The 24,761-nt window shown below is 51.6% G+C and carries 23 protein-coding genes; 3 read left to right on the forward strand and 20 right to left on the reverse strand.

Annotated features, from left to right (window positions below; translation table 11 throughout):
• Positions 1–201: 201 nt before the first annotated feature.
• From dnaN to motA, 17 genes are all read right to left on the reverse strand, one after another.
• On the reverse strand, positions 202–1,302 hold the full coding sequence (dnaN, locus tag ABFD83_04935) for a DNA polymerase III subunit beta (protein MEN6356413.1): 1,101 nt from the start codon (positions 1,300–1,302) through the stop codon (positions 202–204).
• 73 nt (positions 1,303–1,375) lie between these two features.
• On the reverse strand, positions 1,376–2,938 hold the full coding sequence (locus ABFD83_04940) for a C39 family peptidase (protein MEN6356414.1): 1,563 nt from the start codon (positions 2,936–2,938) through the stop codon (positions 1,376–1,378).
• Positions 2,939–3,148: 210 nt separating this feature from the next.
• Positions 3,149–3,949: a triose-phosphate isomerase gene (gene tpiA / locus ABFD83_04945; GenBank protein MEN6356415.1), complete on the reverse strand. Its 801-nt coding sequence runs from the start codon at positions 3,947–3,949 to the stop codon at positions 3,149–3,151.
• A complete protein-coding gene (locus ABFD83_04950) occupies positions 3,949–4,509 on the reverse strand; it encodes a hypothetical protein (protein MEN6356416.1) in 561 nt (186 codons plus the stop codon). Before ABFD83_04950 ends, tpiA begins: the two co-directional genes overlap by 1 nt.
• Positions 4,503–4,772, reverse strand: coding sequence for a hypothetical protein (locus ABFD83_04955; protein ID MEN6356417.1), 270 nt, complete (start codon positions 4,770–4,772; stop codon positions 4,503–4,505). The genes ABFD83_04950 and ABFD83_04955 overlap by 7 nt, the downstream gene beginning before the upstream one ends.
• Positions 4,773–4,834: 62 nt before the next feature.
• Positions 4,835–6,043 (reverse strand): phosphoglycerate kinase, encoded by a 1,209-nt coding sequence (locus ABFD83_04960; protein ID MEN6356418.1) that lies wholly within the window; start codon positions 6,041–6,043, stop codon positions 4,835–4,837.
• A gap of 1 nt (position 6,044) precedes the next feature.
• Positions 6,045–7,058, reverse strand: coding sequence for a type I glyceraldehyde-3-phosphate dehydrogenase (gene gap, locus ABFD83_04965; protein ID MEN6356419.1), 1,014 nt, complete (start codon positions 7,056–7,058; stop codon positions 6,045–6,047).
• Positions 7,059–7,223: 165 nt separating this feature from the next.
• The gene (locus ABFD83_04970) at positions 7,224–7,838 is read right to left on the reverse strand and encodes a GNAT family N-acetyltransferase (GenBank protein MEN6356420.1); all 615 of its coding nucleotides are present in this window, start codon (positions 7,836–7,838) and stop codon (positions 7,224–7,226) included.
• Positions 7,839–8,175: 337 nt separating this feature from the next.
• Positions 8,176–8,736 carry a hypothetical protein gene (locus ABFD83_04975; GenBank protein ID MEN6356421.1) on the reverse strand — a complete coding sequence of 187 codons (561 nt, stop codon included), beginning with the start codon at positions 8,734–8,736 and terminating at the stop codon, positions 8,176–8,178.
• A 117-nt stretch (positions 8,737–8,853) separates the two neighbouring features.
• Positions 8,854–9,366 carry an AmmeMemoRadiSam system protein A gene (amrA, locus tag ABFD83_04980; GenBank protein ID MEN6356422.1) on the reverse strand — a complete coding sequence of 171 codons (513 nt, stop codon included), beginning with the start codon at positions 9,364–9,366 and terminating at the stop codon, positions 8,854–8,856.
• Positions 9,363–9,992 carry a glycerol-3-phosphate 1-O-acyltransferase PlsY gene (plsY, locus tag ABFD83_04985; protein MEN6356423.1) on the reverse strand — a complete coding sequence of 210 codons (630 nt, stop codon included), beginning with the start codon at positions 9,990–9,992 and terminating at the stop codon, positions 9,363–9,365. The genes amrA and plsY overlap by 4 nt, the downstream gene beginning before the upstream one ends.
• Complete coding sequence (gene der, locus ABFD83_04990) at positions 9,993–11,309, reverse strand: ribosome biogenesis GTPase Der (GenBank protein ID MEN6356424.1); 1,317 nt, start codon at positions 11,307–11,309, stop codon at positions 9,993–9,995.
• 250 nt (positions 11,310–11,559) lie between these two features.
• The gene (gene mutL, locus ABFD83_04995) at positions 11,560–13,407 is read right to left on the reverse strand and encodes a DNA mismatch repair endonuclease MutL (protein ID MEN6356425.1); all 1,848 of its coding nucleotides are present in this window, start codon (positions 13,405–13,407) and stop codon (positions 11,560–11,562) included.
• A gap of 429 nt (positions 13,408–13,836) precedes the next feature.
• Positions 13,837–16,419 carry a DNA mismatch repair protein MutS gene (gene mutS, locus ABFD83_05000; protein ID MEN6356426.1) on the reverse strand — a complete coding sequence of 861 codons (2,583 nt, stop codon included), beginning with the start codon at positions 16,417–16,419 and terminating at the stop codon, positions 13,837–13,839.
• 362 nt (positions 16,420–16,781) lie between these two features.
• On the reverse strand, positions 16,782–18,116 hold the full coding sequence (gene miaB / locus ABFD83_05005) for a tRNA (N6-isopentenyl adenosine(37)-C2)-methylthiotransferase MiaB (GenBank protein MEN6356427.1): 1,335 nt from the start codon (positions 18,114–18,116) through the stop codon (positions 16,782–16,784).
• Between the two features lie 72 nt (positions 18,117–18,188).
• The gene (locus tag ABFD83_05010) at positions 18,189–19,067 is read right to left on the reverse strand and encodes a flagellar motor protein MotB (GenBank protein MEN6356428.1); all 879 of its coding nucleotides are present in this window, start codon (positions 19,065–19,067) and stop codon (positions 18,189–18,191) included.
• Positions 19,068–19,085: 18 nt separating this feature from the next.
• On the reverse strand, positions 19,086–19,976 hold the full coding sequence (gene motA, locus ABFD83_05015; protein MEN6356429.1) for a flagellar motor stator protein MotA: 891 nt from the start codon (positions 19,974–19,976) through the stop codon (positions 19,086–19,088).
• A gap of 156 nt (positions 19,977–20,132) precedes the next feature.
• Between motA and ABFD83_05020 the strand changes: the two genes are divergently transcribed.
• The gene (locus ABFD83_05020) at positions 20,133–21,215 is read left to right on the forward strand and encodes a Nif3-like dinuclear metal center hexameric protein (protein MEN6356430.1); all 1,083 of its coding nucleotides are present in this window, start codon (positions 20,133–20,135) and stop codon (positions 21,213–21,215) included.
• Between the two features lie 115 nt (positions 21,216–21,330).
• Here ABFD83_05020 and ABFD83_05025 read toward each other — a convergent pair whose 3' ends face one another.
• Positions 21,331–21,498 (reverse strand): hypothetical protein, encoded by a 168-nt coding sequence (locus tag ABFD83_05025; GenBank protein ID MEN6356431.1) that lies wholly within the window; start codon positions 21,496–21,498, stop codon positions 21,331–21,333.
• A 254-nt stretch (positions 21,499–21,752) separates the two neighbouring features.
• Between ABFD83_05025 and ABFD83_05030 the strand changes: the two genes are divergently transcribed.
• Positions 21,753–22,067 (forward strand): nucleotidyltransferase domain-containing protein, encoded by a 315-nt coding sequence (locus ABFD83_05030; protein MEN6356432.1) that lies wholly within the window; start codon positions 21,753–21,755, stop codon positions 22,065–22,067.
• Positions 22,068–22,089: 22 nt separating this feature from the next.
• The gene (locus ABFD83_05035; GenBank protein ID MEN6356433.1) at positions 22,090–22,455 is read left to right on the forward strand and encodes a HEPN domain-containing protein; all 366 of its coding nucleotides are present in this window, start codon (positions 22,090–22,092) and stop codon (positions 22,453–22,455) included.
• Between the two features lies 1 nt (position 22,456).
• Here ABFD83_05035 and ABFD83_05040 read toward each other — a convergent pair whose 3' ends face one another.
• A complete protein-coding gene (locus tag ABFD83_05040) occupies positions 22,457–23,458 on the reverse strand; it encodes an NAD(P)H-dependent glycerol-3-phosphate dehydrogenase (protein MEN6356434.1) in 1,002 nt (333 codons plus the stop codon).
• A 157-nt stretch (positions 23,459–23,615) separates the two neighbouring features.
• Complete coding sequence (alr, locus tag ABFD83_05045) at positions 23,616–24,731, reverse strand: alanine racemase (GenBank protein MEN6356435.1); 1,116 nt, start codon at positions 24,729–24,731, stop codon at positions 23,616–23,618.
• Positions 24,732–24,761 lie beyond the last annotated feature (30 nt).

A 24,761-nucleotide genomic window follows, 5' to 3' on the forward strand; every position in this document is an offset into this window, starting at 1 on the left:
ATACACAAAGTCGGCCTTCGCCGACTGAAATCTCAGTGTCCGAAGGGACACTTCGTGTTTTTCTTAGCCGCGGTTTTAACCGCAGAGGCCAAAACAAGGTGGATAGCATTTTGATGCGTTCGCCCTGTGCAAAAAGGCGGCGATTCGGAGATCGCCGCCTATCAATATTTCACAATCTAACTGCCGACTGCCGACAGCCAACTAATCTATCTGCATAGGCATAAGGACATATGTATAATCAAACTGTCCCTGCGGTCTGATAACTGCCGGGCTGGACTCGCCTGAAAGCTCTACATCAATCGCCTCGGTGTCGATCACATTCAAAACATCCAGCAGGTAACGAGCATTGAAAGCCATTTTAATGTCGTCGCCCTCTTTAATGACCTCGACCTCTTCATGCGCTCTGCCGACGTTTCCACTCTCAGCGGTAACCGTCAGAGTACCGTCCTCGATACTTAGAATAGTCTTGTGTGAGTTCTCGCGAGCGACGATCTCGACGCGCTTTACGCTCTGCAGTAACTGGTCTGTGGGAATTGTAAGCTTCTTATTATGCTCCTGAGGGATAACTTTCTCGTAGTTCGGGAACTGGCCCTCGATCAGCCTGGAAATAAGGCTTGTCTCGCCTATCTGGAACATAATCTGACTCGCAGCGATCTTGATCTCGATTGTGCCCTTGCCCTCCGGGACGATGCGTGTCAGTTCGTTCATTGCCCTGCCGGGGATTATCGCATTCACACTCCCATGGCTCTCTGCAACTGCGCACTCCTGCAGGCACAGCCTATGGCCGTCCGTCGATACCAGCTTGGCTCCGTCATCGGTAACCTGCATCAGGATCCCTGTGAGGATTGCGCGGGACTCGTCCTGGCTGATCGCAAAGGACGTTCTCTTGATCGCGTCGCGCAGAGCATCGTGCTCAATTGTCAGGCTGACATCTTCGTGTATCTCAGGCAGCATTGGGAACTCTTCAGCAGGCAAGCCAAGAATCGAATAATCGGATGTTCCGCACTGCAAGCTGATCGTATTTGCATCATCAACCGAAAGGGTCACGTCCGTATCCGGCAGCGCCGCAAGGATTTCAGTCAGAGTCTTAGACGGGACCGCCATCTGGCCCGGCTCCTCAATCTTTGCCTCCACCACACACTCCATGCCGATCTCAAGGTCGGTTGCGGCGATTCTGATCTTGTCTTCCTCAGCCGTAATCAGCAAGTGCCCGAGAATCGGAAGTGACGTGCGTGGACTGACCGCTCTTCCCGCTGTCTGCACGCCCTCGAATATATCCTTTCTAGCGCATATAACCTTCAACGACTGTTCCCCCTTAATCTGCTTCAAATCTTGCGTTAGTATAGCACAGCAGGCCGACACTTACAAGACGCCGTCACTTATACTTCTGGAGATATTCAGGGTTACAAGTCAGCGTTATGGGGCTTGTGGACGTATTCAATATGCCTCTGGCCGAGATGTAATTACCGGTCGTAATACCGGTGTATCCGGGCGCATATACTCTGATCTTCGTTCCGGAGCCGTCATCGATGTCGAAGTAGTTTGTATTTGGGTTCTCTACTTTTCCCCAGACCTTAAAAAGATAGTACTGACCGGCAGTGCTCGATATGGCGTCTTTAATGCGGCGTCCATTTACGCCTACAACTTCAGCGGTTCGGTAACTGAGATTGGAGTTCGTTACCTGGTTACCAGCCGCATCACGAGCAACAACTGCTACAGAATGCAGGCCGAGTGTGGAATCAGCGGCGATATTTCCACTCCATACGCCGTTCGAATCTGTCAGAGCCGTGCCGTTGGCCGTAACGGACGTGACGCCTACATTGTCCGCCGCATTGACCGTCACACTGACGGTGTCGCTTTTGGCAGCCATTGCGGGGCTTATACTTGAAGAACTGATCGTCGGCGAGGCGATGTCTGTAATCCACACACGAAGCGCTTCAAGACGCTTGCTCTGCCCCGTGGTTCCTGCAACAGCGCCATTCGCAACAACGGGCTGCCAGCCGATATCCTGAACGTTGGCCTGGTAGCTGACCGAATAACCTGTGCCGACTGTGATCTGTATGGCTTCAAGCCTTCGATTAATACCCGTAGTGCCGGCCATTGCTCCATTTGATACCCAACCTTGCCAACCATAACTCTGCACGTTGGCACGGTAGGAAACAGTGGTATTAAGTGAGCGTATGCAAAGAGCCTGTATTGCCTTGCTTTGCCCTGTTGTGCCGGCAGTAGAGCCATTCTGGACCCAACTCTGCCATCCGATATTTGCAACATGTGCTACATATTGGATGCACGCACCTGATCCGGGATTGGGTGCGGATGGTGGGGGCTGCGGCGTGTTGTAGAAGCCTTTTAATACTCCGCAACCTGCATCATTCATTGCCTTAATCATATCTGCATTGCTGTAGTATTTGCGATACCCCAGATAGGTTCCAGGATCGTTGCAGATAAGGTAGTCGGAATTATACCCGACAGCCACTATGTAATGGCCCCCGGTGTAGGTGTAGCCGCGGTTAGTCAAATCACCAGCTTTTACATGGACCAGAACCGGATTTCCGGCGGCTATCTCGTTTTTGATATTCGCGAGAGTAGATGTAGTCTGATAGACAGTGCCTATACCAAAAACTCCATTCGCAGCGCTTACCAACTGACTCAAGCTGGTTCCATTCGAATCGTTTCCATTTGGGTTGCCGCCCAGGTAATTCCAAATATTTATAATATCCTGTGTCACTGGCACCCCGCTTATGCCGGAATAACCCCAAACATAGCGGCAGCACATGGCTGTCGAAGCCGGACCACAGGAGCCCTTGCCGCATGTGTCATTATTCCAGAATTGCTCTAGAAACCCTACGGGCAGAATCACATCTGCGAATGTCGGCAGAGTCATCGACAACACAAAGATTGATATCAAAGCTGTTATAATGCGCCTATGCCTATTCATTCTATGTCCTCTCATTCTGGCTCTTACAATTAGCGCGCTCTATGCATGTTCAAATTTCAAATTACCTCATATTTGAATACGCATAGTATCTTGACAGAGTTATACTACATGTTCGCTAGGTTGTCAAAGTGCTTTTCACCGTGAGGGTGAGGAAAACACAAAAAAGGGCACCCAAAGGCACCCTTTTGTCTTATTTGTATGTGTTGATCTCTATTTTACGGCCTTGATTATCCCAGTGAAATCGGCAGCCTTAAGAGCAGCGCCGCCTATCAGACCGCCATCAATGTTTGGCTTGCTGAGCAGTTCAGCAGCATTACTCGGCTTCATACTGCCGCCATATTGAATGCGAACCGCATCCGCCACATCAGCGCCGTACATCTCCTTTACAACTCCACGGATCACGCCGCAAACTCTGTCGGCCTCATCAGCATCACAGGTCTTGCCGGTTCCGATAGCCCACACAGGCTCGTATGCGATTACCATCTGCATAGCCTGCTCTTTTGTGAAACCGGCGAGGTCGGCTTTCATCTGTGCGGAAATAACCTCATCGGTCTTACCGGCTTCACGCTCAGAGAGCATCTCGCCGCAGGCAATGATCGGCTTGAGACCGGCGGCAAATGCGAATTTGGCTTTCATGTTCACAGTCGCGTCGCTCTCACCAAAATATGCGAGGACTTTGGCAAGCTCGCCATCAACAGTGCCGAAGCGTCCACGGGTCTCGGAGTGACCGATAATGACCCACTGGCAGCCTGCATCCACCAGCATCTGCGGTGAGACCTGGCTGGTCCACGCGCCGGACTCTTTCCAGAATGTGTTCTGACCGCCGAGCATGATGTTTGAACCCTTGATCGCATCACCGACCTTAGCGAGCGACACGAAAGTCGGGCACACGGCTATGTCTACATTGTCGATACCAGCGACAAGACCCTTAAGCTCATTGACCAGGGCGACGCCCTCGTCAATGGTCTTGTTCATTTTCCAGTTTCCAGCTATAAACGGTTTTCTTGACATTAGTTTTCCTCTATAAGTCTTTCCAACGTATCGAGCACGGCTTTTTTTGCCGCCCAATCTCGCAGGTAGGAGTAATCCAATTTCTCTTTCCTGATCTTCAGTATACCTGCAATATCTTTCAATTGTCTCTCTGATGGGCTGATTTGGTTCCAGAGCAGTTTTGATATGATCGTATCCTCAGCAGACTCGACATATGCCTGCAACGTCCCCCAAGCATTACTTGACTGTCTGCGGGCAAACTGTGTCCGGCTCAACTCATCATCCTTTAGCACCCAAAAATCCACCTTGAAGCTGCTTGCATAATGAATAATGTTGAACATATCAACATTCCTGACAGCTTCTTCGGCTGCTTCAGTGTCGAAATAGAACTCATTGCCCAAACGCCTGGCAAGTCGGTGCATGGAATCGACATCCAGCACGATCACCATGTCCATATCGTGCGTATCACGTATCTCACCATAAGCGGATGCAGCCATTGAACCGACGATCATATATGAGATGCGCTCTTCATTCAGAGCCGATATCACCATTTCGATAACTGCAGTTTGGCTGACTACCATCCGTATGCCTTTTTACGAATATCCTCCGGCAAAACACGCATGGAAAGCTCCTTGAGTATGTCCATCTCAGACGCGTCAGGATTTTCAGAGCGTATTGCAGATATGACCATCTCACGCATCGCATCACAGAACGACGCCGTAATCTCCAGCTTGCGCCCGATTGGAATGCTTCGCAATATCTCCAGATACTTTTCTCTTGCTTCTGGAGACATTCTGTCGAGTTCTTCAAGACCCATTGCAGCACGCCTTTTGCTTGTATCCACCAAACCCCTTCCCTCTCCCGCCAACGGGGAGACGGAAGGGGATCTGTTGCCAATTGCCTATCTTACTTATCCTGCAGAGCGACCACACCCGGCAGTTCCTTGCCCTCGAGGAATTCGAGAGAGGCGCCGCCGCCGGTGGATACATGGCTCATCTTGTCTGCAAAGCCCATCTGTTCGACTGCAGCAGCGGAGTCACCGCCGCCGATGATCGTGGTTGCGGAAGCATTGGCCAGAGCCTCAGCTACTGCCTTTGTGCCGACCGCGAAGTTAGGCATCTCGAAGACACCCATCGGGCCGTTCCAGACGATAGTCTTGGACTTTGCGATCACTGCCTTGAACTTCTCGATCGAGGCGGGACCGATGTCCATACCCATCCAGTCGGCGGGAATGCCGTCAACAGGAACGACCTTGCGCTCTGCATCGTTTGAGAACTCAGTCGCCACAACCACATCTACCGGCAAAACAAGCTCTACGCCAAGCTCTTTGGCTTTTGCCATAGCGTTCTTAGCGAGGTCCAGGCCCTCGGCATCCAGAAGTGACTTGCCGATCTCATAGCCCTGCGCCTTGAAGAAAGTATAAGCCATGCCGCCGCCTATAATCAGGCTGTTCACTTTGGTGAGCAGGTTGTCGATTACAGGGATCTTGTCAGCGACTTTCGCGCCGCCAAGGATCGCCAAGAATGGCCTTTCGGGGTTGCCTATGGCCCTGCCAAGGTAATCGAGTTCTTTCTCCATAAGAAAGCCCGCGACGCCCGGCAGATACTTGGTCACGCCCTCAGTGGAAGCATGCGCTCTATGAGCGGTGCCGAACGCGTCGTTCACGTAAAGCTCGCCAAGGCTTGCAAGCTGCTCGGCGAACTTCGGATCGTTCTTGGTCTCTTTCTTGTAGAACCTGACATTCTCAAGGAGCAGCACATCGCCGTCCGCAAGGCTCATCGCTGCCTGCTTTACCTCGTCGCCTATGCAGTCGTCGGCTTTCTTGACGGTCTTACCCAGCAGGTCCGAAAGGCGCTGGGCGACAGGGTCCAGGTTAAACTTTTTAACCGAATCAGGGGTCACATTGCCGTTTTCATCGGTCTCAGGGCGGCCAAGGTGAGACATTAGTATCACCCTGGCGCCATTATCTATCAGATATTTGATGGTAGGAAGCGCCGCAACGATTCGCCGATCATCGGTAATGTTGCGGTCCGAATCCAGCGGCACGTTGAAGTCCACACGGACCAGAACGCGCTTCCCGCGAACGTCGATATCCTTTACGGTCTTCTTATTCATCTTAGAGACCCTTCTTGACCATGAACATGATGAGGTCGCCTACTCTCATGGAGTATGCCCACTCATTGTCATACCAGCTCAAAACCTTGGCATACTTGTCGCCGATCATCATTGTGGACAGACCATCGAAGATCGAGCTTCTGGGGTCGCCCTTGAAGTCGGTCGAAACAACTGCGTCTTCGGTGTAACCAAGGATGCCCTTCATAGGACCATCGGCAGCGGCCTTGACAGCGGCGTTGATCTCTTCAACCGTGGTCGCTCTCTTGAAGTTGACGGTAAGGTCAACCATGGAGACGGTCGGTGTCGGGACGCGCAGTGAAAGACCGTGCAGTTTGCCCTTAAGCTCAGGTATAACAAGACCGATGGCCTTGGCAGCGCCTGTGCTGGTCGGGATGATATTGACGGCGGCTGCGCGGGCACGTCTTGGATCCTTGTGAGCCTGGTCGGCGGTCTTCTGGTCATTGGTGTATGAGTGGATCGTGTTCATGAAACCGTTCTCAATACCAATGGCATCATTGAGGACCTTTGTGAACGGAGCAAGGCAGTTGGTTGTGCAGCTTGCGTTCGACACGACGCTGTCCTTGGACGGATCGTAGACGTCTTCGTTCACGCCCATAACGATGGTGGCATCCTCATTCTTCGCAGGGGCGGAGATGATGACTTTCTTTACTGTGCCGTGCTTGTGAGCGGCAGCCTTGGTGGCGTCTGTGAATACACCGGTGCTTTCGACAACGATCTCAACACCATGATTCTGCCACGGAATGTTCGCAGGATCCTTCTCGGCATAAACAGCAATCTTCTTGCCGTCGATGATGATTCCGTCTTCGACTGCCTCTACGGTTCCCTTCCAGGGACCATAGTTGCTGTCATACTTGAAGAGATGGGCGTTTGTTTTGGAGTCGAACAGATCGTTAATGGCAACGACTTCGATATCGTTGGGATAATTCTCTAGCATCCCTCTGAGGGACAACCGGCCGATTCTGCCGAATCCATTGATTCCGACTTTAACTGACATTTTGTTTTCGTTCCTCCTGTCATCGGTTGTTTGTGGGCTGGATTTATACGTGCCAAAATAGCCCGGGGGCTCAATAAGCTGCCGGGCTTCCTAAACCTATATATTTTATCCAGCTAGAAGAGAAGTGTCAAACTTTTAATCTGAAGGCATTCAAAACCGGCTGAACTAGCACCCGTCGTGTACGTAGTAATCACCGTAAGGCATGAGTTTGCGGTCACGCACCTTCTTCCCATCAATCCAAGTCCACCATATATCACCACGGGGTATAACTGTGCTATTATAACCGCAAGCTTGTAATGCATAAATACGTACCGCAGCTTCTGCTATGGCCTTTGTAAGGATTTGCTTTACGCCAAACGCATTGTGAAATTTCTCAGTTGCCAGCTCGATAAGCTCAATGAGATAATCCTGCTTTTCATAAGCCGAGCATAGATCAAGACGAAGAATGCCGATGTCTTTGGTCTTGTCGAACATCTCGATAGTGCCGACGGCTGTATTGTTCTGAGTATCGATGATTGAGAACCGTATGCACGCGCCCCCTTCATACGCTCCCCATCGTGATTCATATGCCCCAATCCATCCCCGGATCATCTCAGTCATCTCGTTTAGCGTTTTGAAATAAAAATCGCATGAGCAGTTATCTGAATTCATTAATCGGACAGCCGAGGGGTCGGAATAGCATTGATGCAAATTCTCCGCGTCTTCTTGCTCAACTAATCGAAGCTTGAAATGGCCTGACTTATAAACCGGGCAGTTGTCAAAAATTGTTGTATCTTTCACGTTAACCCCTCCCTTGGGATGTGCTTTGCATCCCTCTCATAAATTGTAGCAGGATAACATTGAGTGCATATTGGAGCAGCTATAAAACCACATAATATTTTTGTGCGAACGGGGGCATGATAGCACATGGCCGATTGCCATGATTAGTCACAGGAACATAGCGGCTTCGGCATCGAGATCGTACAAGATTGATTGCAAATGGCGAATTGAGACTGGTGCCAAAATAAAAAATAGTGAGAAATCTACTTTTTGAGATGTCTGGTTCAAAGCAGATTCCTCACATTCGTTCGGAATGACTATATTTGATTGGTCTGCGGTTTTGCAATTCGCTGTATGATCACCGCATTTTTCGTCTCGCAACAAGCGCCGCGCATCCGCATATGAGCGCAACAATGCTTGCAGGCTCAGGGGTCTCGGGAACCTCGGGGGCGCTGCCCGATGGTACAGCGACACTGCCGAGCATTACCAACGTGCCGCCGCTTGTAAACGAATCGTAACCCCAGTTGCCTACGGGAAAGTCTTCCAGAACATAGTCGTCGACTTTGGTTGTGTAAGCCGACGGAACAGTCATAGAGGCTGTAAGAATTTCGCCGTAATCAATGCCGCTGACTATTGGATTGCTTGTATACCAATAGATGTCGGACGCTCCCGTAGGGTCGACTTCAACACTGAAGCTCCATCCGGTATCAGCGCTCCAGCCTGTAATCAGAGTCGAGTCGACCGGCGCATAAACGTGAAGTGCGGTGATGGTGTCGGAGGACTCTTCAGTGTTGAGATAGGAGTAAGTGTAGGTAGTATTGCCGCCGGAACTTTGGACATCGCAGCCTATGGAGCCTATGGCTCCTGAAGCAAACATTGCCACCAGCAGGGCGGCCACAAAAACAGTGCGCACAAACATGAATATCAACCTCCTGTTTTGTATAGCCCCCCAGCCACAAAACCAATTTGCACAAATCGTGCCAATTGCAGAGATTCAATATTAATGTGTTAATTATATGTGATTATATGGCTGAGGTTAATAATATCTCAGCACTTCAAAACGGTAGAGCTTGATCGGATCATTGCTGCGTATGTATGCTTTTCGACGGGCTATGTCTATCTGTTGCTCAACTGTGTCGACTCCATCCAGATCAGGAAGCAGCAGACCGCGCCGTCCTCCGCTCTCCACTATCACGCCATATCTCTTGGGATCGAGTTTCCTGAGGTCATGAACCTGCTCAGACGGGCTGAGAACATCCACGCTGCACTCTATCCCGTCAAGCTCTCGCGTCTCAACAGGCATAAACCTAGGATCGCGTGTTGCTGCGCTTACTGCATTCTCCATAATCTCAAGAGCGAGGTTATCCATCACAGGCTCAATCGTGCCGATACAACCTCGAAGCTGGCCGTCGCGTTTGAGGCATACGAACGCCCCTGCCCGGGTCGCGAGCAATTCACTAGGAGTATTCGCAGGCACACCCGGCAGGCTGCCTTCTCGCAGATAATTTTCTATAGCAGTCATCGCGAGCATGACATGAGGACTGTTCATTGAGAGATTTCTTCCTTTGCTTTCGAAGTATCCACTTTCTGGCCGATTTTTGATTCGGTGCCCTGCATAAGCCGCTTCATATTGGATTTGTGCTTTATTACTATCGCGAGAGCGGCCAATACAGCCAAAGCCTGATATGCCGGAGGCACATGCTGAGCTTTCCAGCAAATCATCATCACCGGAACTGACATAGCCGCAATCATGGACGCTATCGACACGTATCTGGTGATCGCCACCAACGCGCACCAGACTAGAAAAGCGATCAGCGCTATGATCCAGTTAAGGCCTATAATCACACCGAGACTGGTTGAAACGGCCTTACCGCCGGTAAACTTCAGGAACACTGAGAATGTGTGACCAACAATCGCAAGCAGCGCGCCGGCGACCACTATATATTGACCCATATGCAGTGAGTCGCAGATCAAAACCGCCGCGCAACCCTTCATCGCATCGAGAATGAAAACAATGATCGCCGGGACAACGCCCAGTGTGCGGAGGACGTTGGTCGCGCCTATATTGCCGCTACCATGTTTTTGTATATCGATCCCGCGCAGCCTGCCCATTATCACGCCGAATGGGATGGAACCTATCAAATAACAGAGTGCGAGTATGAGCGCAGTTTTCAACTATCTCTCCTTTTTCGCCTTTCGTATGATTAGCTTCAGAGGAGTGCCCTCATATGAATACTCCCGCCTTATCCTGTTTTCAAGATATCGCACATACGAAAAATGCGCAAGGTCAGGATTGTTGACGAAGATCACGATAGTCGGCGGCTTGACATCAGTCATGGTCGCATAGCGCACGCGAAAGTCCTTGCCTTTGCGCGAATACGGGTGCTCGTCTACAGCATCCTGCAATATTCTATTCAACTCGCCCGTGGAAATCCGCAGAGCGTGATTTGCAGCGGCGTCAATCGCCGTATCGACCGCATCGGTGATGCCGGTCCCTTTCAAAGCCGATGTAAAAACAACCGGAGCGTAGTCTAAAAATGGTATCTGCCTTTTCACATTTTCCGCAAACGCATGCATGTCCTCTTCCGAGACCAGGTCCCACTTGTTTACAACCACAACGCACGCCCTGCCCGCCTCATGGGCGAAACCCGCGACACGCTTGTCGCCGTCACGCAGACCGTCGAACGCGTCGATAACTACCATTGCCACATCCGCGCGTTCCATCGCTCGGACCGCGCGCAGGACTGTATAATACTCCACCGAGCCCTGGATCTTGCCAGATTTTCTGATCCCGGCGGTATCGATTAGCACCAGTTCGTCATCGCCGCGTCGAAGGACAGTATCGACAGCATCGCGCGTGGTGCCGGGTATATCCGAGACTATTGCGCGCTTCTCTCCGAGAATGGCATTCACCAGCGATGACTTGCCGACATTCGGGCGGCCTATGATCGCTATTCTGATCGCGTCTTCAGGATATGCTGGTTCTTTTCCCTCATCAGGCAGTGCTCTGACGACTTCATCGAGCAGATCGGCAACAGACCTGCCGTTAAGAGATGAGACCGGGTGAATATCGCCCAGGCCCAGTGCATAAAACTCTGCGGCGTCCTGTTCGCGAGCGGTATTGTCGGCCTTATTGGCGGCCAGCAGCACCGGCTTGTGTGACCCTCGGAGCTGCTCGGCTATGTCTTCGTCGCCAGGAGTGATACCGGTGGTGGTATCCACCATGAAAACTATTACGTCGGCCTCGTCCAGCGCGACCTGCGCTTGAATCGTTACCTCCGACTTGAGCGGGTCGCTCTCGTTGAGCAGAATCCCGCCGGTGTCGATCATCACAAACTCGCGGCCGTTCCACTCTGCCTCGGCATAGATCCGATCACGAGTGATCCCGGCTGTATCCTCGACAATTGCGATCCTGCGGCCCACTATCCTATTAAAGAGAGTCGATTTGCCTACATTCGGCCTACCGACTATTGCTACTAACGGTTTATCCATGTGATTCGTTTTCCCCTTGTTTACGAATCAGATGGTACCATAGAGCGGGGTTTGAGTCAAACAAGTAGTTTAGTATTTTGGGATTTTGTATTGATTATCGGATTGTTGATTGCGCGCGATATCTGATCGCGTGCGAAACGAAATCTCGGGATTTCAAATCCCCAAAGTTCTGTTTCGGGCGTCATCGGATATAACGCCCGATCAACATGTCGTTGACCGAAACTGTTGCCTGTGCCCTATTGCCTGTTACCTATATTCTATGAAACTTGCGGTCGAGTTCCCAGTTTGACAGACTGATGATTATCGGCCTGCCATGCGGGCAGACGAAGGGGTTGTCGGTCTGCATGAGGTCCTCGACGAGCCGCTCCATCTCAGGCATTGAGAGTTGCTCACCAGCCTTGATCGCCATCTTGCAGGACGCAGTGATCAAGACCTGGTCCGGTCGAACGAGCAAGTGCTTGGATATACTCAAATCCACTAGTTCCTGGATCATATCGCGCAGAGTGCTTTCGGCCTCTTCGAGTTTTACATTGGCGGGCGCGCCGCGCATAACAAATGTGTTCTGCCCAAAAGGTTCAAGCTCGTAGCCTGATTTGTGGATATCCTCCAACCTCTGCTTGACGATTGCGCTCTCCTTTGCGCTCAGTGAGAGCGTAATTGGAACAACCAGACCCTGAATAGCGATCCCGCGCTCTTCACGTGACTTCATCATACGCTCAAAGAGCACCCGCTCATGCGCGACATGCTGGTCTATGATGAGTACGCCGTCGTCGCACTGTGCAAGTATGTATAAGTTTCTAGCCTGACCTATTACTTTTACTCCATGGAGCGATACTGCACGCGCTGCATCAAAATCGGCCTCCGGTACAGGTGACTCTTCAATGGGGACGCCCTGCCCTTTTGTCCAGACGAATGGATCATCAGTTGCTGACTCGGATATGGCGACCTCACGTCTCTCTGCCAAAGCCTGCTTAAAAGCCTCCAGATCGGTCTCTGACGGCTCTATCAGGCTGCCCTGATGAGCCTGCCTGGGCATGAAATCGGGGATTGGGCGATGCTGCTGTGCCGAACCGGTGTTGGAAATCGTCGGAGCGGCTGCGCCCTCCATCAGAGCCTCGTTCACCGCTCTGTGAACCGCGCTGTGTATCTCATTTTCGCTGGAGAACTTAACTTCAGTCTTGGTGGGGTGGACATTGACATCGACAAGCTCGGGCACAAGGTCAATAAAGAGCACGGCGACAGCAAAGCGTCCTGGCTGCAGCAGACCGCGATATGCCTGGTCGAGAGCGTGAGTAATCGTGCGGCTCTTTATCGGCCTGCCGTTTACAAAGAAGACCTGGTCGCGGCGGTTGATCTTGGTGAGCTGCGGGTTGGATACAAAACCCTCGACTTTCATCACGGTTGTCTCGAACTTGACCGGCGCAAGCTGCCTGGCGATATCTTTTCCCATAACCTGAGTGATGCTGTTCAGGCGAATGCCGGTCCCGGGTGAGAGCAAGACTTCGCGGCCGCCATGGATCAGCCTGAAATGGATAGACGGATACGCCATGGCAAACCAGCCGACAATCTCGGCTATGTGGGACAACTCTGTTTGAGAAGATTTCAAAAACTTTAACCGCGCCGGGGTATTAAAGAAGAGTTTCTTTACAGATATTGCGGTTCCTTGCGGTGCGCCGACTGATTCTAGATTGGTGATAGTCCCTGCCTCCACCTCCAGCCGGACGCCGTCTGACGATTCGCTCTTGGTAATCATTTCGATCACCGAAACTGAGGCAATACTCGGCAGGGCCTCACCGCGAAAACCCAGGGTGCTGATAGACTCCAAATCCTCCGCGTCCCTGATCTTGGAAGTGGCGTGGCGCTGAAGGGAGAGCACTGCATCGTCACGACCCATGCCGCAGCCGTTATCGACTATCTTGATAAGGTCCTTGCCACCTTCTTCAAGGGTGATGCTGATGGAAGATGCCCCTGCATCAATCGAATTCTCTACAAGCTCCTTAACCACCGAAGCCGGGCGTTCGACAACCTCGCCCGCCGCTATACGGTTTGCGGTGTGCTCGTCGAGGAGGGATATTTTGTTGTGCGTTACACTTTCCAAAGATAATTCTTTCTTATCACGAAAACACGAAAGGGTGAAAACACGAAATTATTTTTCAAATGCCCATGTTCGGGCGCGATATCCGATCAGTTGTGTTGCAGATCGTCGGGGATTTTAATCCCCGACGCACGTATTAGGACTTTAGTCCTCGAACCGGCGTCTAGTTTATTGATAACTTGCCAAGGATTAAAATCCTTGATATTTTTGTCCGGGATTCAAATCCCGGACCATCGGGGCACTTATTACAAATCAGAATTGTTAAAAGCAGACCCCTCACGTTCGGCGAGTTAATACGCATGGCTTCGAGCGCCACGTCATATTTCGCCGCGTTCGGAATGACATATGCGGAACCACGTCATGATAATTCGGACTTTCCACTTTCCACTTTCAGCTTTCCGCTCTGGACTCTTTACTCTCCACCCTCCACTCTCAACTCTTCACTATCTGCTTCTGCAGCTCATAGAGCTTATTCATAGCCTCAATCGGCGACATGGTAGCGATATCCAACTTTTCGATCTCATCAACTACCGGGTGCTTCTCACCCTCAAAAAGAGTAAGCTGAAGAGTCTCGCGCTTGGCGTTTACTTTTGCGCCTTTGCCGGTGGCTTTAGAGCCTGCACCATTGGATTCAAGGTCTTTGAGGATTTCTTTCGCCCGCTCGATTGCGTCATTTGGCAAGCCGGCAAGCCGGGCGACTTCTATACCGTAGCTCCTATCCGTGCCGCCTGGCATGATCTTGCGCAGCCATACTATCCGGTCTTTTTCCTCGCGCACTGCAATACGATAGTTCTTGACCCCCTTGAGCTGTTTTTCAAGGTCATTGAGCTGGTGATAGTGCGTAGCAAAGAGTGTCTTTGCGCTGAGTTTGTTGATTTCTTCAGCAACTGCCCATGCAATCGAGAGGCCGTCGTAGGTGGATGTCCCCCGCCCTATCTCGTCAAGCACGATCAGAGACCGGCGTGTGGCATTATTTAAGATGTTGGCGGTCTCGTTCATTTCGACCATAAACGTCGATTGGCCACTGGCAAGCTCATCATGTGCTCCGACGCGTGTGAATATGCGGTCCACCACGCCGATTTGAGCCTCATCCGCCGGGACAAAGCTTCCCATCTGAGCCAGCAGCACGATCAGCGCGACCTGGCGCAGATACGTCGATTTGCCCGCCATGTTCGGGCCGGTGATGATCAATAGTTCATCCGAATCGCAGTTGACCAGCGTGTCGTTCGGGACAAAGCGCTCCTCTATGAAGTGCTCGACCACAGGATGGCGTCCATTTTCGATCCTGAGTTCCTCGCCGTCGGTAACGACCGGCTTTACGAAACCTTTTATAGAGGCTATCTCGGCAAGAGAGGCCAATACGTCTATCTCTGCCACTGCCCGCGCTACTTTTGCGACCTTGAGAGCCTCATCTGCAACGGAGCTCCTCACCTCGCAAAACACTTTGTATTCGAGGTCGGCGGCTTTTTCGTCCGCACCCAGAACTTTCGCCTCCATCTCCTTCAGACCCGGAGTAATGAAGCGCTCGGCGTTGGTGGTGGTCTGCTTGCGAATGTAGTCCTCGGGCACCAAGCTTAGATTGGGCTTGGTGACCTCCAGATAATAGCCGAAGACCGAATTATAGCCAACCTTGAGGTTCTTGATGCATGTGCGCTCGCGCTCGCCGGCCTCCAGGCTTGCTATCCAACTCTTGCCGTCTCGTGAGGCATGACGAAGCTCGTCCAGGTCGGTATTATAACCCTCGGCGATGATCCCGCCCTCACGGATTTGAATCGGAGGGTCGGGCACTATAGCTTTGTCGATCAGTTCAACCAGCGGGTCGAGAAACTCGATTGCCGACGAAAGAGTCTTTAAGCGCTCTGTCGATACATTTTGAAGGGCGGTTACGAGCCTCGGAAGCTGTTTAAGTGAGAGCGCCAGACCGACCAGATCGCGAGCATTAGCGCTCTCGGCAACTATTCGCGACATCAGCCTTTCGAGGTCCTGCACGCCGCCCAGTATCTCACGGACCTCGCCGCGCATCATTGCATCGTTATAAAGCTCCTCAACGCTATCCAGACGCCTGTTGATCTGTCGGATATCCAGCAATGGCTGATCGAGCCACTTGCGCAGGGTGCGTCCGCCCATCGCCGTGCAGGTCTTATCTATAATCGAAAGGAGGCTTGCGCCGCGAGTCTCGGCGGACATAGAGTGTGTTAGCTCCAAATTTCGGCGTGCGGCCGCGTCCAGAACCATAAACCCGCTGGTCGAGTATGTGGACATAGTAGAGACGGACTGCAGCGCGTTGGCATTGGTCTGCTTGAGGTAATCCAGGACCATTGCAGCCGCTTCGAGGCCAGCAGTCATATCCTCAGCGCCGAAGCCGCGCAGTGAATCCGTGTGGAAGTGCTCGGTTAGCATCTCCTTGGCGGCTTTGCGATAGATAGAGTTGTCCTCGTATCGAGTGACTGCCGCGCCTGTCGTGCGGCGTATCGGATCGGAAAGGTCAAGCTCCATCTCCTTTATCAGAACTTCGGCGGGAGAGAGCCTGCCAAGCTCCTCAATGAGCTTTTGAGAGCCGTGCTTGGCGTCGATCTCGGTCACGGCGAACTCGCCCGTGGAGATATCGACCACCGCCACTCCGTATATATCAGGCTCGCTGGCCAATGCGACCAGATAATTATTTGCCTTTGCATCAAGCATGCCGTCTTCGAGGACTGTGCCGGGTGTGACTACACGGGTGACGCCGCGCTTAACTATCTTCTTGGTCTTTTTTGGGTCTTCGAGCTGATCGCATATCGCGACGCGATAGCCCTTGGATATAAGCCTGGCGACATATCTCTCGACGGCATGATGCGGAAAGCCGCACATAGGCACATCGACAGCATAGCCCTGGGACCGGCTGGTAAGCACGATCTCAAGCTCGCGGCTGGCAGTGGCGGCATCGTCCCCGAACATCTCATAGAAGTCGCCGAGGCGGAACATCAGTATAACATCAGGATATTGCTCCTTGATGGCCTGATACTGAGCCACCATAGGAGTTACTTTTTTTGCGTCCAATCAGATTCTCCAGAGATTTAATCGCGAAAACACGAAAGAGCGAAAGCACGAAATCTTTTTTTGTTTATCCCTCCAGGAATCTTTCCTGGAGGGTTTCTCCGGCCTCCAGGTAGGATACCTGGAGGCATAAGACCGTTTGTTTGTCATCCGCACATAGACGTTTTCTTAGAAAGATGAACGACAAGGAATCTGCTTTGAACCATAGTGATAACCATATCCGACGAGCTTCAAAAGCAGATTCCTCACATTCGTTCGGAATGACAGGACTAAAGCTTTGACGTGAAATCCAACCACATTGCTGATCGACAATATCGATACACGATCAGACGATCAAACCATCAAACGATATCCCCAACATATCCGTACAAATGCCCTTCGGTTGCTCTAACAATCACCAGCTTGCCGACAAGGCTTGCATCACCCTTGAAGTTCACTGTCTTGTTCTGGCGGGTGAGGCCTGTGACTCGCGTGCGGTCCTTCTGACTCACTCCCTCTACCAAAACCTCGTATACATTGCCGACCTGACTCTCGTTGATCTCACAGGTGATGCGATTTTGAATGTCTATAAGGCGGCCAAGACGCTCATTTTTGACTTTCTTCGTGAGCTGGCCTTCGAGCTTTTCGGCAGCAGTGTTTGGGATCACGTTATAGGCGAACATAAACGCCGCATCGAACCGGATATCCTCAGCCAGGCGCAGAGTGTTTGCGAACTGCTCGTCTGTCTCACCAGGAAAGCCTACCAGGAAATCGGTGGTAATTGCAATATCCGGCACGGCATTTCTCAGAGCAGCGACGCGCTCACGAAAGTGCTCTGATGTATATTTGCGGTTCATCCGCCGCAGGACCTCGTCATCGCCGGACTGGACGGCAAGGTGAATGTGCTCACAGACATTGGGCAGGTCATGCATGGCCTCTATCAGGCGGTCCGAAAGGTCTTTTGGATGAGATGTGGTGAACCTGATCCTCTCGATCCCGGGAACGGCGCTCACTGCACGCAGCAGATCGGCAAAATCGACATGCTCGTCAAGTGTAGCCCCATATGAGTTGACATTCTGGCCAAGGAGAGTGATTTCTTTGCGCCCGTTTGATGTCAGTCTTTCGACCTCGGCGACGACATCCGCCAGATGACGGCTTCTCTCACGACCACGAACATACGGCACCACACAGTATGCGCAGAAGTTGTTGCAGCCATACATCACAGGCACAAAGCTCTTCAGAGCCTGCCCTGCCCTGTCTACTCTGGGAGGAACCGTCAGAGCATCGGCTTTAGTCTCAGGCAGATCGAGGGCATGTTTGAACTTGCGATTGCTTTGAACCTCTTGAATCAGGCTGGGGATCTGCCAAATATTAGCAGTGCCAATTACGAGATCGAGATATGGCCGGCCTTTTTTGAGCTTTTCGCCCTCGCGCTGGGCCATGCATCCGCACACCCCGATGATCATATCCGGCTTATCGGCTTTGATCTCGCGAAGTATGCCGAGTTTGCTTTTGGCCTTCTGTTCAGGTTTTTCGCGGACGCTGCATGTGACGAGCATCGCTATATCGGCCTCCTGCTCATCTTGAGTCGGCGAATAGCCCATGCTCATGAGAAGGTTTGCTATCTGCTCGGCGTCGTCCTCGTTCATCTGGCAGCCCCAGGTGAATATGATAAATTTGCGGTCAGTGACGGTCATTTTGCTCCAGTTACAGGTGGATTAGCTGTATTCATGGTAGCAAAACGAGAATGTACGTGCAAGGATTGAGTATTAATTGGAGCCGCTCATGCCGATGGGGTCTGACGAGTCTATGCCTGATTGAACGCCTTTAGAGCTTGTTCCCACTGCCTTATCGACTGCTGTGCCGACGGCAGGCACTTCACCCATACCATCCATCACAACAATAATACTCACACGTCGGTTGGAAAAATGCTCCGGGTGTGCAGGGTCTCGCGGATGAGTTGCAGCATAGCCGCGGACCTGGTCGATCTGCTTCTGCCTTAGGCCTGAGCCTTCCATTATCTGCCTTGCCCTGTTGGCGCGGTCGGCTGAAAGCTCCCAGTTTGTGTAGCCGTCAGTGCGAGCCAGCGGTCTGCTGTCCGTATGGCCTTCGATAATCACTTTATTGGGCAGCTTTCTAAGTTCTTCAGACAGGCGCGCCAAAAGCTGTTTTGTAGCAGGCTTGATCTTAGCGCTGCCACTGTCGAAAAACAGAGATTTCTCCGCATCGAGCAGGTCGATCTCAAGCCCTTCGTTTACAAGCTTGATCTCTACATATTTTTTTACCTCTTTAAACTCAGGGGTTGCCGCGATAATGTTTTCGATTGCCTGTTTTGTCTTTGCCAGACGGACTCTTTCCGCTGCCTGTTCCTTAGGTTTGGTGCCAGGTCCGCCTTTATCCAGGTTAGAAACACTGAATGGCGACTTACCACCATTGACAGCGCTCATGAAACCTACAGGATCTTTGAAGTAACCGGCCACAGCTTCTTTAATATTCTGGCTCATACCGGAAATCCACATTACCAAGAAAAACGCCATCATAGCAGTCATAAAGTCGGCATATGCGACCTTCCATGCTCCGCCATGATGGCCGGCATGCGCTTTTCCCCTCTTAATCACTCGGATTTCCGCTGTATTTTTTTCAGCCAATTACTTTTCTCTTTCCGGCTATGCGGCTTTCTTTGCTTCTTCTGCGCCTTCGGCTTTGTTGCGGCCTCTGCAGGTGTCTTCCATCTCTGAGAAGCTGGGTCTGAGCTCAGGTTCGATATTTCGGCGAGCAAACTCAACGCATATCAGCGGCGCATCGCCTCTGGCAAACCCCACTACAGCGTTCTTGATACAAGCCAGATACTGCGCCTCGCACTTGGCGATAGCTTCGCAGGCTTTTGCCATAGGCGCGAACAGCCCATAGGCTAAAAGAATGCCAAGGAACGTGCCGACAAGAGCTGCCGCAACTTTTTCACCGATGATCTCCGGCGGACCGCCGATTGCCTGCATGGTGATGACAACACCAAGGACTGCGGCCACAATTCCGAAACCCGGCATGGAATCGGCCACCATAGTGAGAACGCCGCTCATCTTCATAGCTTCTTCATGCTGCGCTTCGAGGTCGATATCCATCATATCCGAAAGATCATAGACGCTGATGCCGCCCATTACGACCAGTTTGAGCGTGTCTGCAAAGAGATTGAGAGCATGGTGGTTCTTTAGAAACGATGGGTATTTCTGGAAAATCTCGGATTCTTCCGGATTTTCCACATGCTTTTCCAGCGAGATGAGTCCGCCTTTGCGGCCGACCATGAAAAACTCATACATAGCCTGAAGGAGTTCGAGGAAGACTTCCTTCTTGAATGGGTTGCCCTTCATGAGCTTCATGCCCACTGTGAGCATACCTATGGCGTCTTTGAGAGAGTAGGCTATTACAACGCTTCCAAACCCGGCGCCGCCTATAATAATAAACTCAGTATATTGCATGAGGGCGGCAACTTTGCCCCCGTGCATTGTATATCCCACCAAAATACTGGCGAATACTATACCTATTCCGACGAGCACAAACATCAGGCAAAAAGACCTTCCTTGGAGCGTTAATTCCGGAAATTGTGCACTATATAAATCATTCCATCAATAATGTGGCAAGCTACAAGGTAATTTGGCTTTTATCTCAGAGAAGGTGCTTGAAGCCAAAAAGGGGAACATAAGAGCGGAGGTTCGCTGATGCCGATTATAGCCGACATAATAGAACAACTGGAAACCTGGGCGCCGCCAGATCTTGCTGAAGATGGTGACCCTATCGGGCTGCATGTGGGAGATAAGAGCCGCGGTGTAACGAAAATCTGCGTATGTGTCGACACATCGCCCAGGATCATAGACTGCGCTCTGGAGATGAAAGCCGACATGATAGTCGCGCACCACCCGCTGATATATGCGCCTCTCAGGTCGCTGTCGCCCGGTGAAATAGTTGCTGATCGCGTGATCAAGCTTATTAAGGCCGACACAGCGCTCTATGTAATGCACACAAACTACGACACCGCACCCGCCGGTATAAACGATATATTGGCTGATCTGCTTGGCGTCAACGGGTGCAAGCCCCTTACAAACCGCAAGCAGGATGCATTTTATAAAATAGTAACGTTTGTCCCGGAAGAAGCCGTGGAGAGTGTTCGCAACGCCATGGCCGAGGCCGGAGCGGGCAGGATAGGCCAGTATACTCACTGCAGCTTCCGTGTGAGCGGGACAGGGTCGTTCGTGCCGCTGCCGATGGCCGAGCCCTATGTGGGTGATATAGGCAAACTTGCAGAGGTCGAAGAATATCGGCTTGAAATGATATGTGCGGAGTCGTGGCTGGATAATGTAGTGGAAGCTATGATAGAAAAGCACCCGTATGATGAGGTCGCATATGATCTCTATCAGCTCGCAAACGACCCGATTATATACGGTTACGGACGCGTCGGCACGCTTGAACGCGAGATGAGCCTTAAGGACTTTGCCGAGAAGGTGCGCACTGATCTGGCTGTGAAATGCCTGAAAGTGGATGGCGACTTCAAAAAACCGATACGAAAGGTCGCGGTTTTGGGGGGCAGCGGTTCATCGCACTTCAAAGATGCGCTGAGCGCCGGAGCGGACGTATTTGTAACCGGCGACACCAAGCATCACGACATACTGGACGCAAACGCATATGGGCTGGCTATTATCGACGCAGGCCATTTCGAGACAGAAAGACCCGGCATGATCGCCATAACCCAGAGGCTCAAGAGTAATTACGCGTGCAGTGGAATGGAGATTCACTATATCGAGTAGCTAAACTGGATGAAATAATGGTTGAGAGAACAAGTCCTAACTACCTAAGCGAAAAGGGGTCCGCCCATTTGGACGAACCCCCAAGTCTTTTATCGGTCTACTTTCTTGTAAGATTTTATGCTGCCTTTTTCTTTTGCGACAGAACAGCCTGTCTTTTCTTCTCCTCATCAGCAACCGCAGTTGCTTTCGGAGCAACGTTAGTGCACTGTTGACACACCCAGTTCGCCAGATCACGAAGGTGCTCCGGAACATGTGTTATCTCATTTCCACACCTGCAACGCATAGTTATACCTCTTTCCACTGCCCCCTGGCCGGTTTCCCGACCGCCCGCTAGTTGCGCATTAGTGGTGTGACCTACCGGACTCGCCCGGCTGCAAGCACATCCTTAACTTATATACCCCATTGAGGGTAGTTGTTAATATGACGAAGCCAAATTTTGATTAGTTCCGGTATATGTACGAGGGAAAACATATGCTATAATGCTGTCGAGGATTATTAGACCCAATGGGCCTATTTTTGCGCGAGGAGATTGTACCAATGCTCACAGATGATAAGATTGCCGATTTGGTAAAGCGAATCGTGGAAGCTGTTGAGCCTCTGCGCATCATCCTGTTCGGCTCAACCGCTAGGGGCGATACTGGGCCTTATAGCGATATCGATGTTCTGGTCGTTGTGAATGAAGGTATGCACAGACGAAAGTCAGCGCAGCATATATACAGTCGTTTGCTCGGCTTTGGCATTCCAGTCGATGTTGTTGTCGCAACACCATCAGACTTAGAACTATATGGCGGCTCACCGGGTTTGGTATATCGTGAGGCAATTAAAGAAGGGCGAGAGCTATATGCAGCATAACTCAGATCGAGCAGATTCACCATTGAGATGGCTGGATACAGCCTGCGCCGACCTTGCGATTGCAAAGATAACACTGCCTCAAGGCGGAATGTATGAACAATTGTGCTTCCATGCACAGCAAGCAGTAGAAAAAAGCATAAAGGCTGTCTTGTTGAAAGTTGGAATCGACTTTCCGTTCACGCACAATCTTCAGCCCTTGATCGATATTCTTCCGCAAGAACTCTCAGATAATCCTGTCCTGGCCGAATCAGTATTTCTCAATCCTTATGCGGTTGCTACAAGATATCCCGGCGAATTCGAACCTGTAACTGAGGAAGAATACCTGGAAGCGCTGCGAATTGCCGAGAATATTGTCAACTGGGCACAGACCATCATACACGAAAAATGAGCTAACTCAGCTCATCTTTCTGATCACGACACATCAGGTCATAAACTGCCTGTTTTGGTGACTTGCCCTCGGACAGGACTGCATGGATCTGCTCGGTAATCGGCATGTAGACGCCATGTTTTTTGCTTAGTAGATATGCAGCCTCGCATGTGGGCATGCCTTCGGCGACCTGACCGAGAGCATGCAAACTCTCATCGAGCCCTTTCCCCTGCCCCAACATCAAACCTAGACGTAAATTGCGAGAGAGACGGCTTGCGCATGTAGCCATAAGATCGCCAAAGCCGGACAGGCCCGTAAATGTCTTTGGGTCTGCTCCGAGAGCCGCTCCCAAACGGGTCATCTCAGCCAGGCCGCGAGTGACAAGAGTAGCCTTGGTGTTGTCGCCGTAACCCATGCCGTCGGATATCCCCGCGCCTATGGCAAAGACATTCTTCAGCGCGCCGCCAAGCTCTACGCCGATAATATCCGGGTTGCGATAGACCCTCAGGCTCTGCGACGAGAAAAGCTCCTGCGCTTTTGCGGCGCGGTTCATGTCGAAAGACGCGACAACGGTCGCGGTGGGTATATCGTGCGCAAGCTCCACTGCCAAATTCGGACCTGATAATGCTACGCATCCTCTGCCGATCTCATCGCCCAAGACCTCTGAGATCACTTCCGAACCGCTCAAGCCGGTCTCGCTCTCAAGGCCCTTACCCGCGTGAATCAGAAGTGTGTCGGCGTCGATCTTGCCGCGGATTGCAGAAACCACTTCGCGTACGCCCGTGCTGGGCACCGCAAGAACAACAGCGTCTGCTCCGTTCAGCGCTTCGTCAAAACACGAAGTGCTCACGACTGTCTCAGGCAGCCGGACATCCGGCAGATACTGCGTATTCTGACGGTCGCGTTCAATAGCGTCCGCTAGCTCCCTGCGCCTGCTCCAAAGCCTGACATTATATCCTTTTTTACCTAACACTACAGCCAAGGCAGTGCCCCAGCTTCCCGATCCGATTACTGCTATATTCATATTTACCTGCGTTATGAGTTATGGGTTATGAGTTGTGAGTTATGGGTTACCTGATTGTCTGGGTTACGAGTTTTAAGTTACACGATGGTCGGGGGTGTTCCTGCCTCCGACTAATCTTCGCGGGCATTCTTGCCCGCTTACCGCATAGAAAAAGGAGTCACTCATTCAGATAGACTCTCGGGACGCGCTGACCGATATCGCACAGAACCTCATAAGATATAGTGCCGATCATATCGGCTATGCGCGCGACACTCAGATAATCATATCCGCCGCCATAGAAAACTACTTCATCGCCGACAGAGACATCCGGGACGTCTGTGACATCAAACATGCACTGGTCCATGCACACCCGCCCGATCAAAGGCACTCTGACCCCATTTATCGCCGCCTCGGCTTTGTTTGAGAAGTACCGACAATAGCCGTCGCCGTAACCGATGGGGACGGTCGCAATCTTTGACCGGCGTTTTAGTATATGCGTGCGGCCATAACTGATGCTCGTGCCGCGCTCGGCTTCCTTAAGAAAGACAATGCGACTCTTAAGCGTCAGAGCCTCACGGATAGGGATACTCTTTACCACTTCATTAGACGGATAGTAGCCGTAGACCATAATACCCGGGCGCACGGCATTGAAATAGGCCTCGGGATACGCAAGGATGGCCGCGCTGTTGGATGTGTGCAGCAACGGGATCTCGATACCGATGTGTTTGAGACGTATTGCTGTCTGCCTGAATGTCTCGATCTGTGAAAGCGTGAATGATCTGTCCGTTTCGTCCGAGCAGGGGAAGTGAGTGAACATTCCATCTATTTTTATTCCAGGCAGGGATGCGGCTGCTTTGACCAGATCGACAACTTCGTCCGGGCGCACGCCAATGCGGCCCATTCCTGTGTCAACTTTGATGTGGACCGACGCCTTTTTGCCGATCTTGGCCGATGCGCTGGAAAGTGCTTTTGCAAAGTTAAGATCGCAGAGCGCGGTGGATATTCCATACTCGACGATAGGCTCTGCGGCGTCGTGCAGTGAACAGCCGAGTATAAGTATCGGCGCATCCAGACCCGCATCTCGAAGCTCAATCCCCTCCTCCACGCATGAAACGCACAGCGCATCCGCTCCTGCCTGCATGCATGCCCGGCTGACCTGAATTGCGCCATGACCATATCCGTTTGCCTTGACTGCAGGCATTATCTTAACGCGCTCACCGACACGTGCGCGTATTGCTTTTATATTGTCTCTTATTGCCGAGAGATCGACCTCGGCGTGTGTTAAACTGCTCATGACTGATAATATGTTACTCCAAACTAGATA

This window comes from Armatimonadota bacterium, from assembly GCA_039679645.1.
GTDB lineage: Bacteria > Armatimonadota > UBA5829 > UBA5829 > UBA5829 > UBA5829.

What these genes read in the sequence shown, in the direction of transcription:
- ABFD83_04940 (MEN6356414.1), bottom strand. Translation starts at nt 2,938, where the DNA reads ATGAATAGGCATAGGCGCATTATAACAGCTTTGATATCAATCTTTGTG.
- tpiA (MEN6356415.1), bottom strand. Translation starts at nt 3,949, where the DNA reads ATGTCAAGAAAACCGTTTATAGCTGGAAACTGGAAAATGAACAAGACC.
- ABFD83_04950 (MEN6356416.1), bottom strand. Translation starts at nt 4,509, where the DNA reads ATGGTAGTCAGCCAAACTGCAGTTATCGAAATGGTGATATCGGCTCTG.
- ABFD83_04960 (MEN6356418.1), bottom strand. Translation starts at nt 6,043, where the DNA reads ATGAATAAGAAGACCGTAAAGGATATCGACGTTCGCGGGAAGCGCGTT.
- gap (MEN6356419.1), bottom strand. Translation starts at nt 7,058, where the DNA reads ATGTCAGTTAAAGTCGGAATCAATGGATTCGGCAGAATCGGCCGGTTG.
- ABFD83_04975 (MEN6356421.1), bottom strand. Translation starts at nt 8,736, where the DNA reads ATGTTTGTGCGCACTGTTTTTGTGGCCGCCCTGCTGGTGGCAATGTTT.
- amrA (MEN6356422.1), bottom strand. Translation starts at nt 9,366, where the DNA reads ATGAACAGTCCTCATGTCATGCTCGCGATGACTGCTATAGAAAATTAT.
- der (MEN6356424.1), bottom strand. Translation starts at nt 11,309, where the DNA reads ATGGATAAACCGTTAGTAGCAATAGTCGGTAGGCCGAATGTAGGCAAA.
- mutS (MEN6356426.1), bottom strand. Translation starts at nt 16,419, where the DNA reads ATGGTGGCTCAGTATCAGGCCATCAAGGAGCAATATCCTGATGTTATA.
- miaB (MEN6356427.1), bottom strand. Translation starts at nt 18,116, where the DNA reads ATGACCGTCACTGACCGCAAATTTATCATATTCACCTGGGGCTGCCAG.
- motA (MEN6356429.1), bottom strand. Translation starts at nt 19,976, where the DNA reads ATGTTTGTGCTCGTCGGAATAGGTATAGTATTCGCCAGTATTTTGGTG.
- ABFD83_05020 (MEN6356430.1), top strand. Translation starts at nt 20,133, where the DNA reads ATGCCGATTATAGCCGACATAATAGAACAACTGGAAACCTGGGCGCCG.
- ABFD83_05025 (MEN6356431.1), bottom strand. Translation starts at nt 21,498, where the DNA reads ATGCGTTGCAGGTGTGGAAATGAGATAACACATGTTCCGGAGCACCTT.
- ABFD83_05030 (MEN6356432.1), top strand. Translation starts at nt 21,753, where the DNA reads ATGCTCACAGATGATAAGATTGCCGATTTGGTAAAGCGAATCGTGGAA.
- ABFD83_05040 (MEN6356434.1), bottom strand. Translation starts at nt 23,458, where the DNA reads ATGAATATAGCAGTAATCGGATCGGGAAGCTGGGGCACTGCCTTGGCT.
- alr (MEN6356435.1), bottom strand. Translation starts at nt 24,731, where the DNA reads ATGAGCAGTTTAACACACGCCGAGGTCGATCTCTCGGCAATAAGAGAC.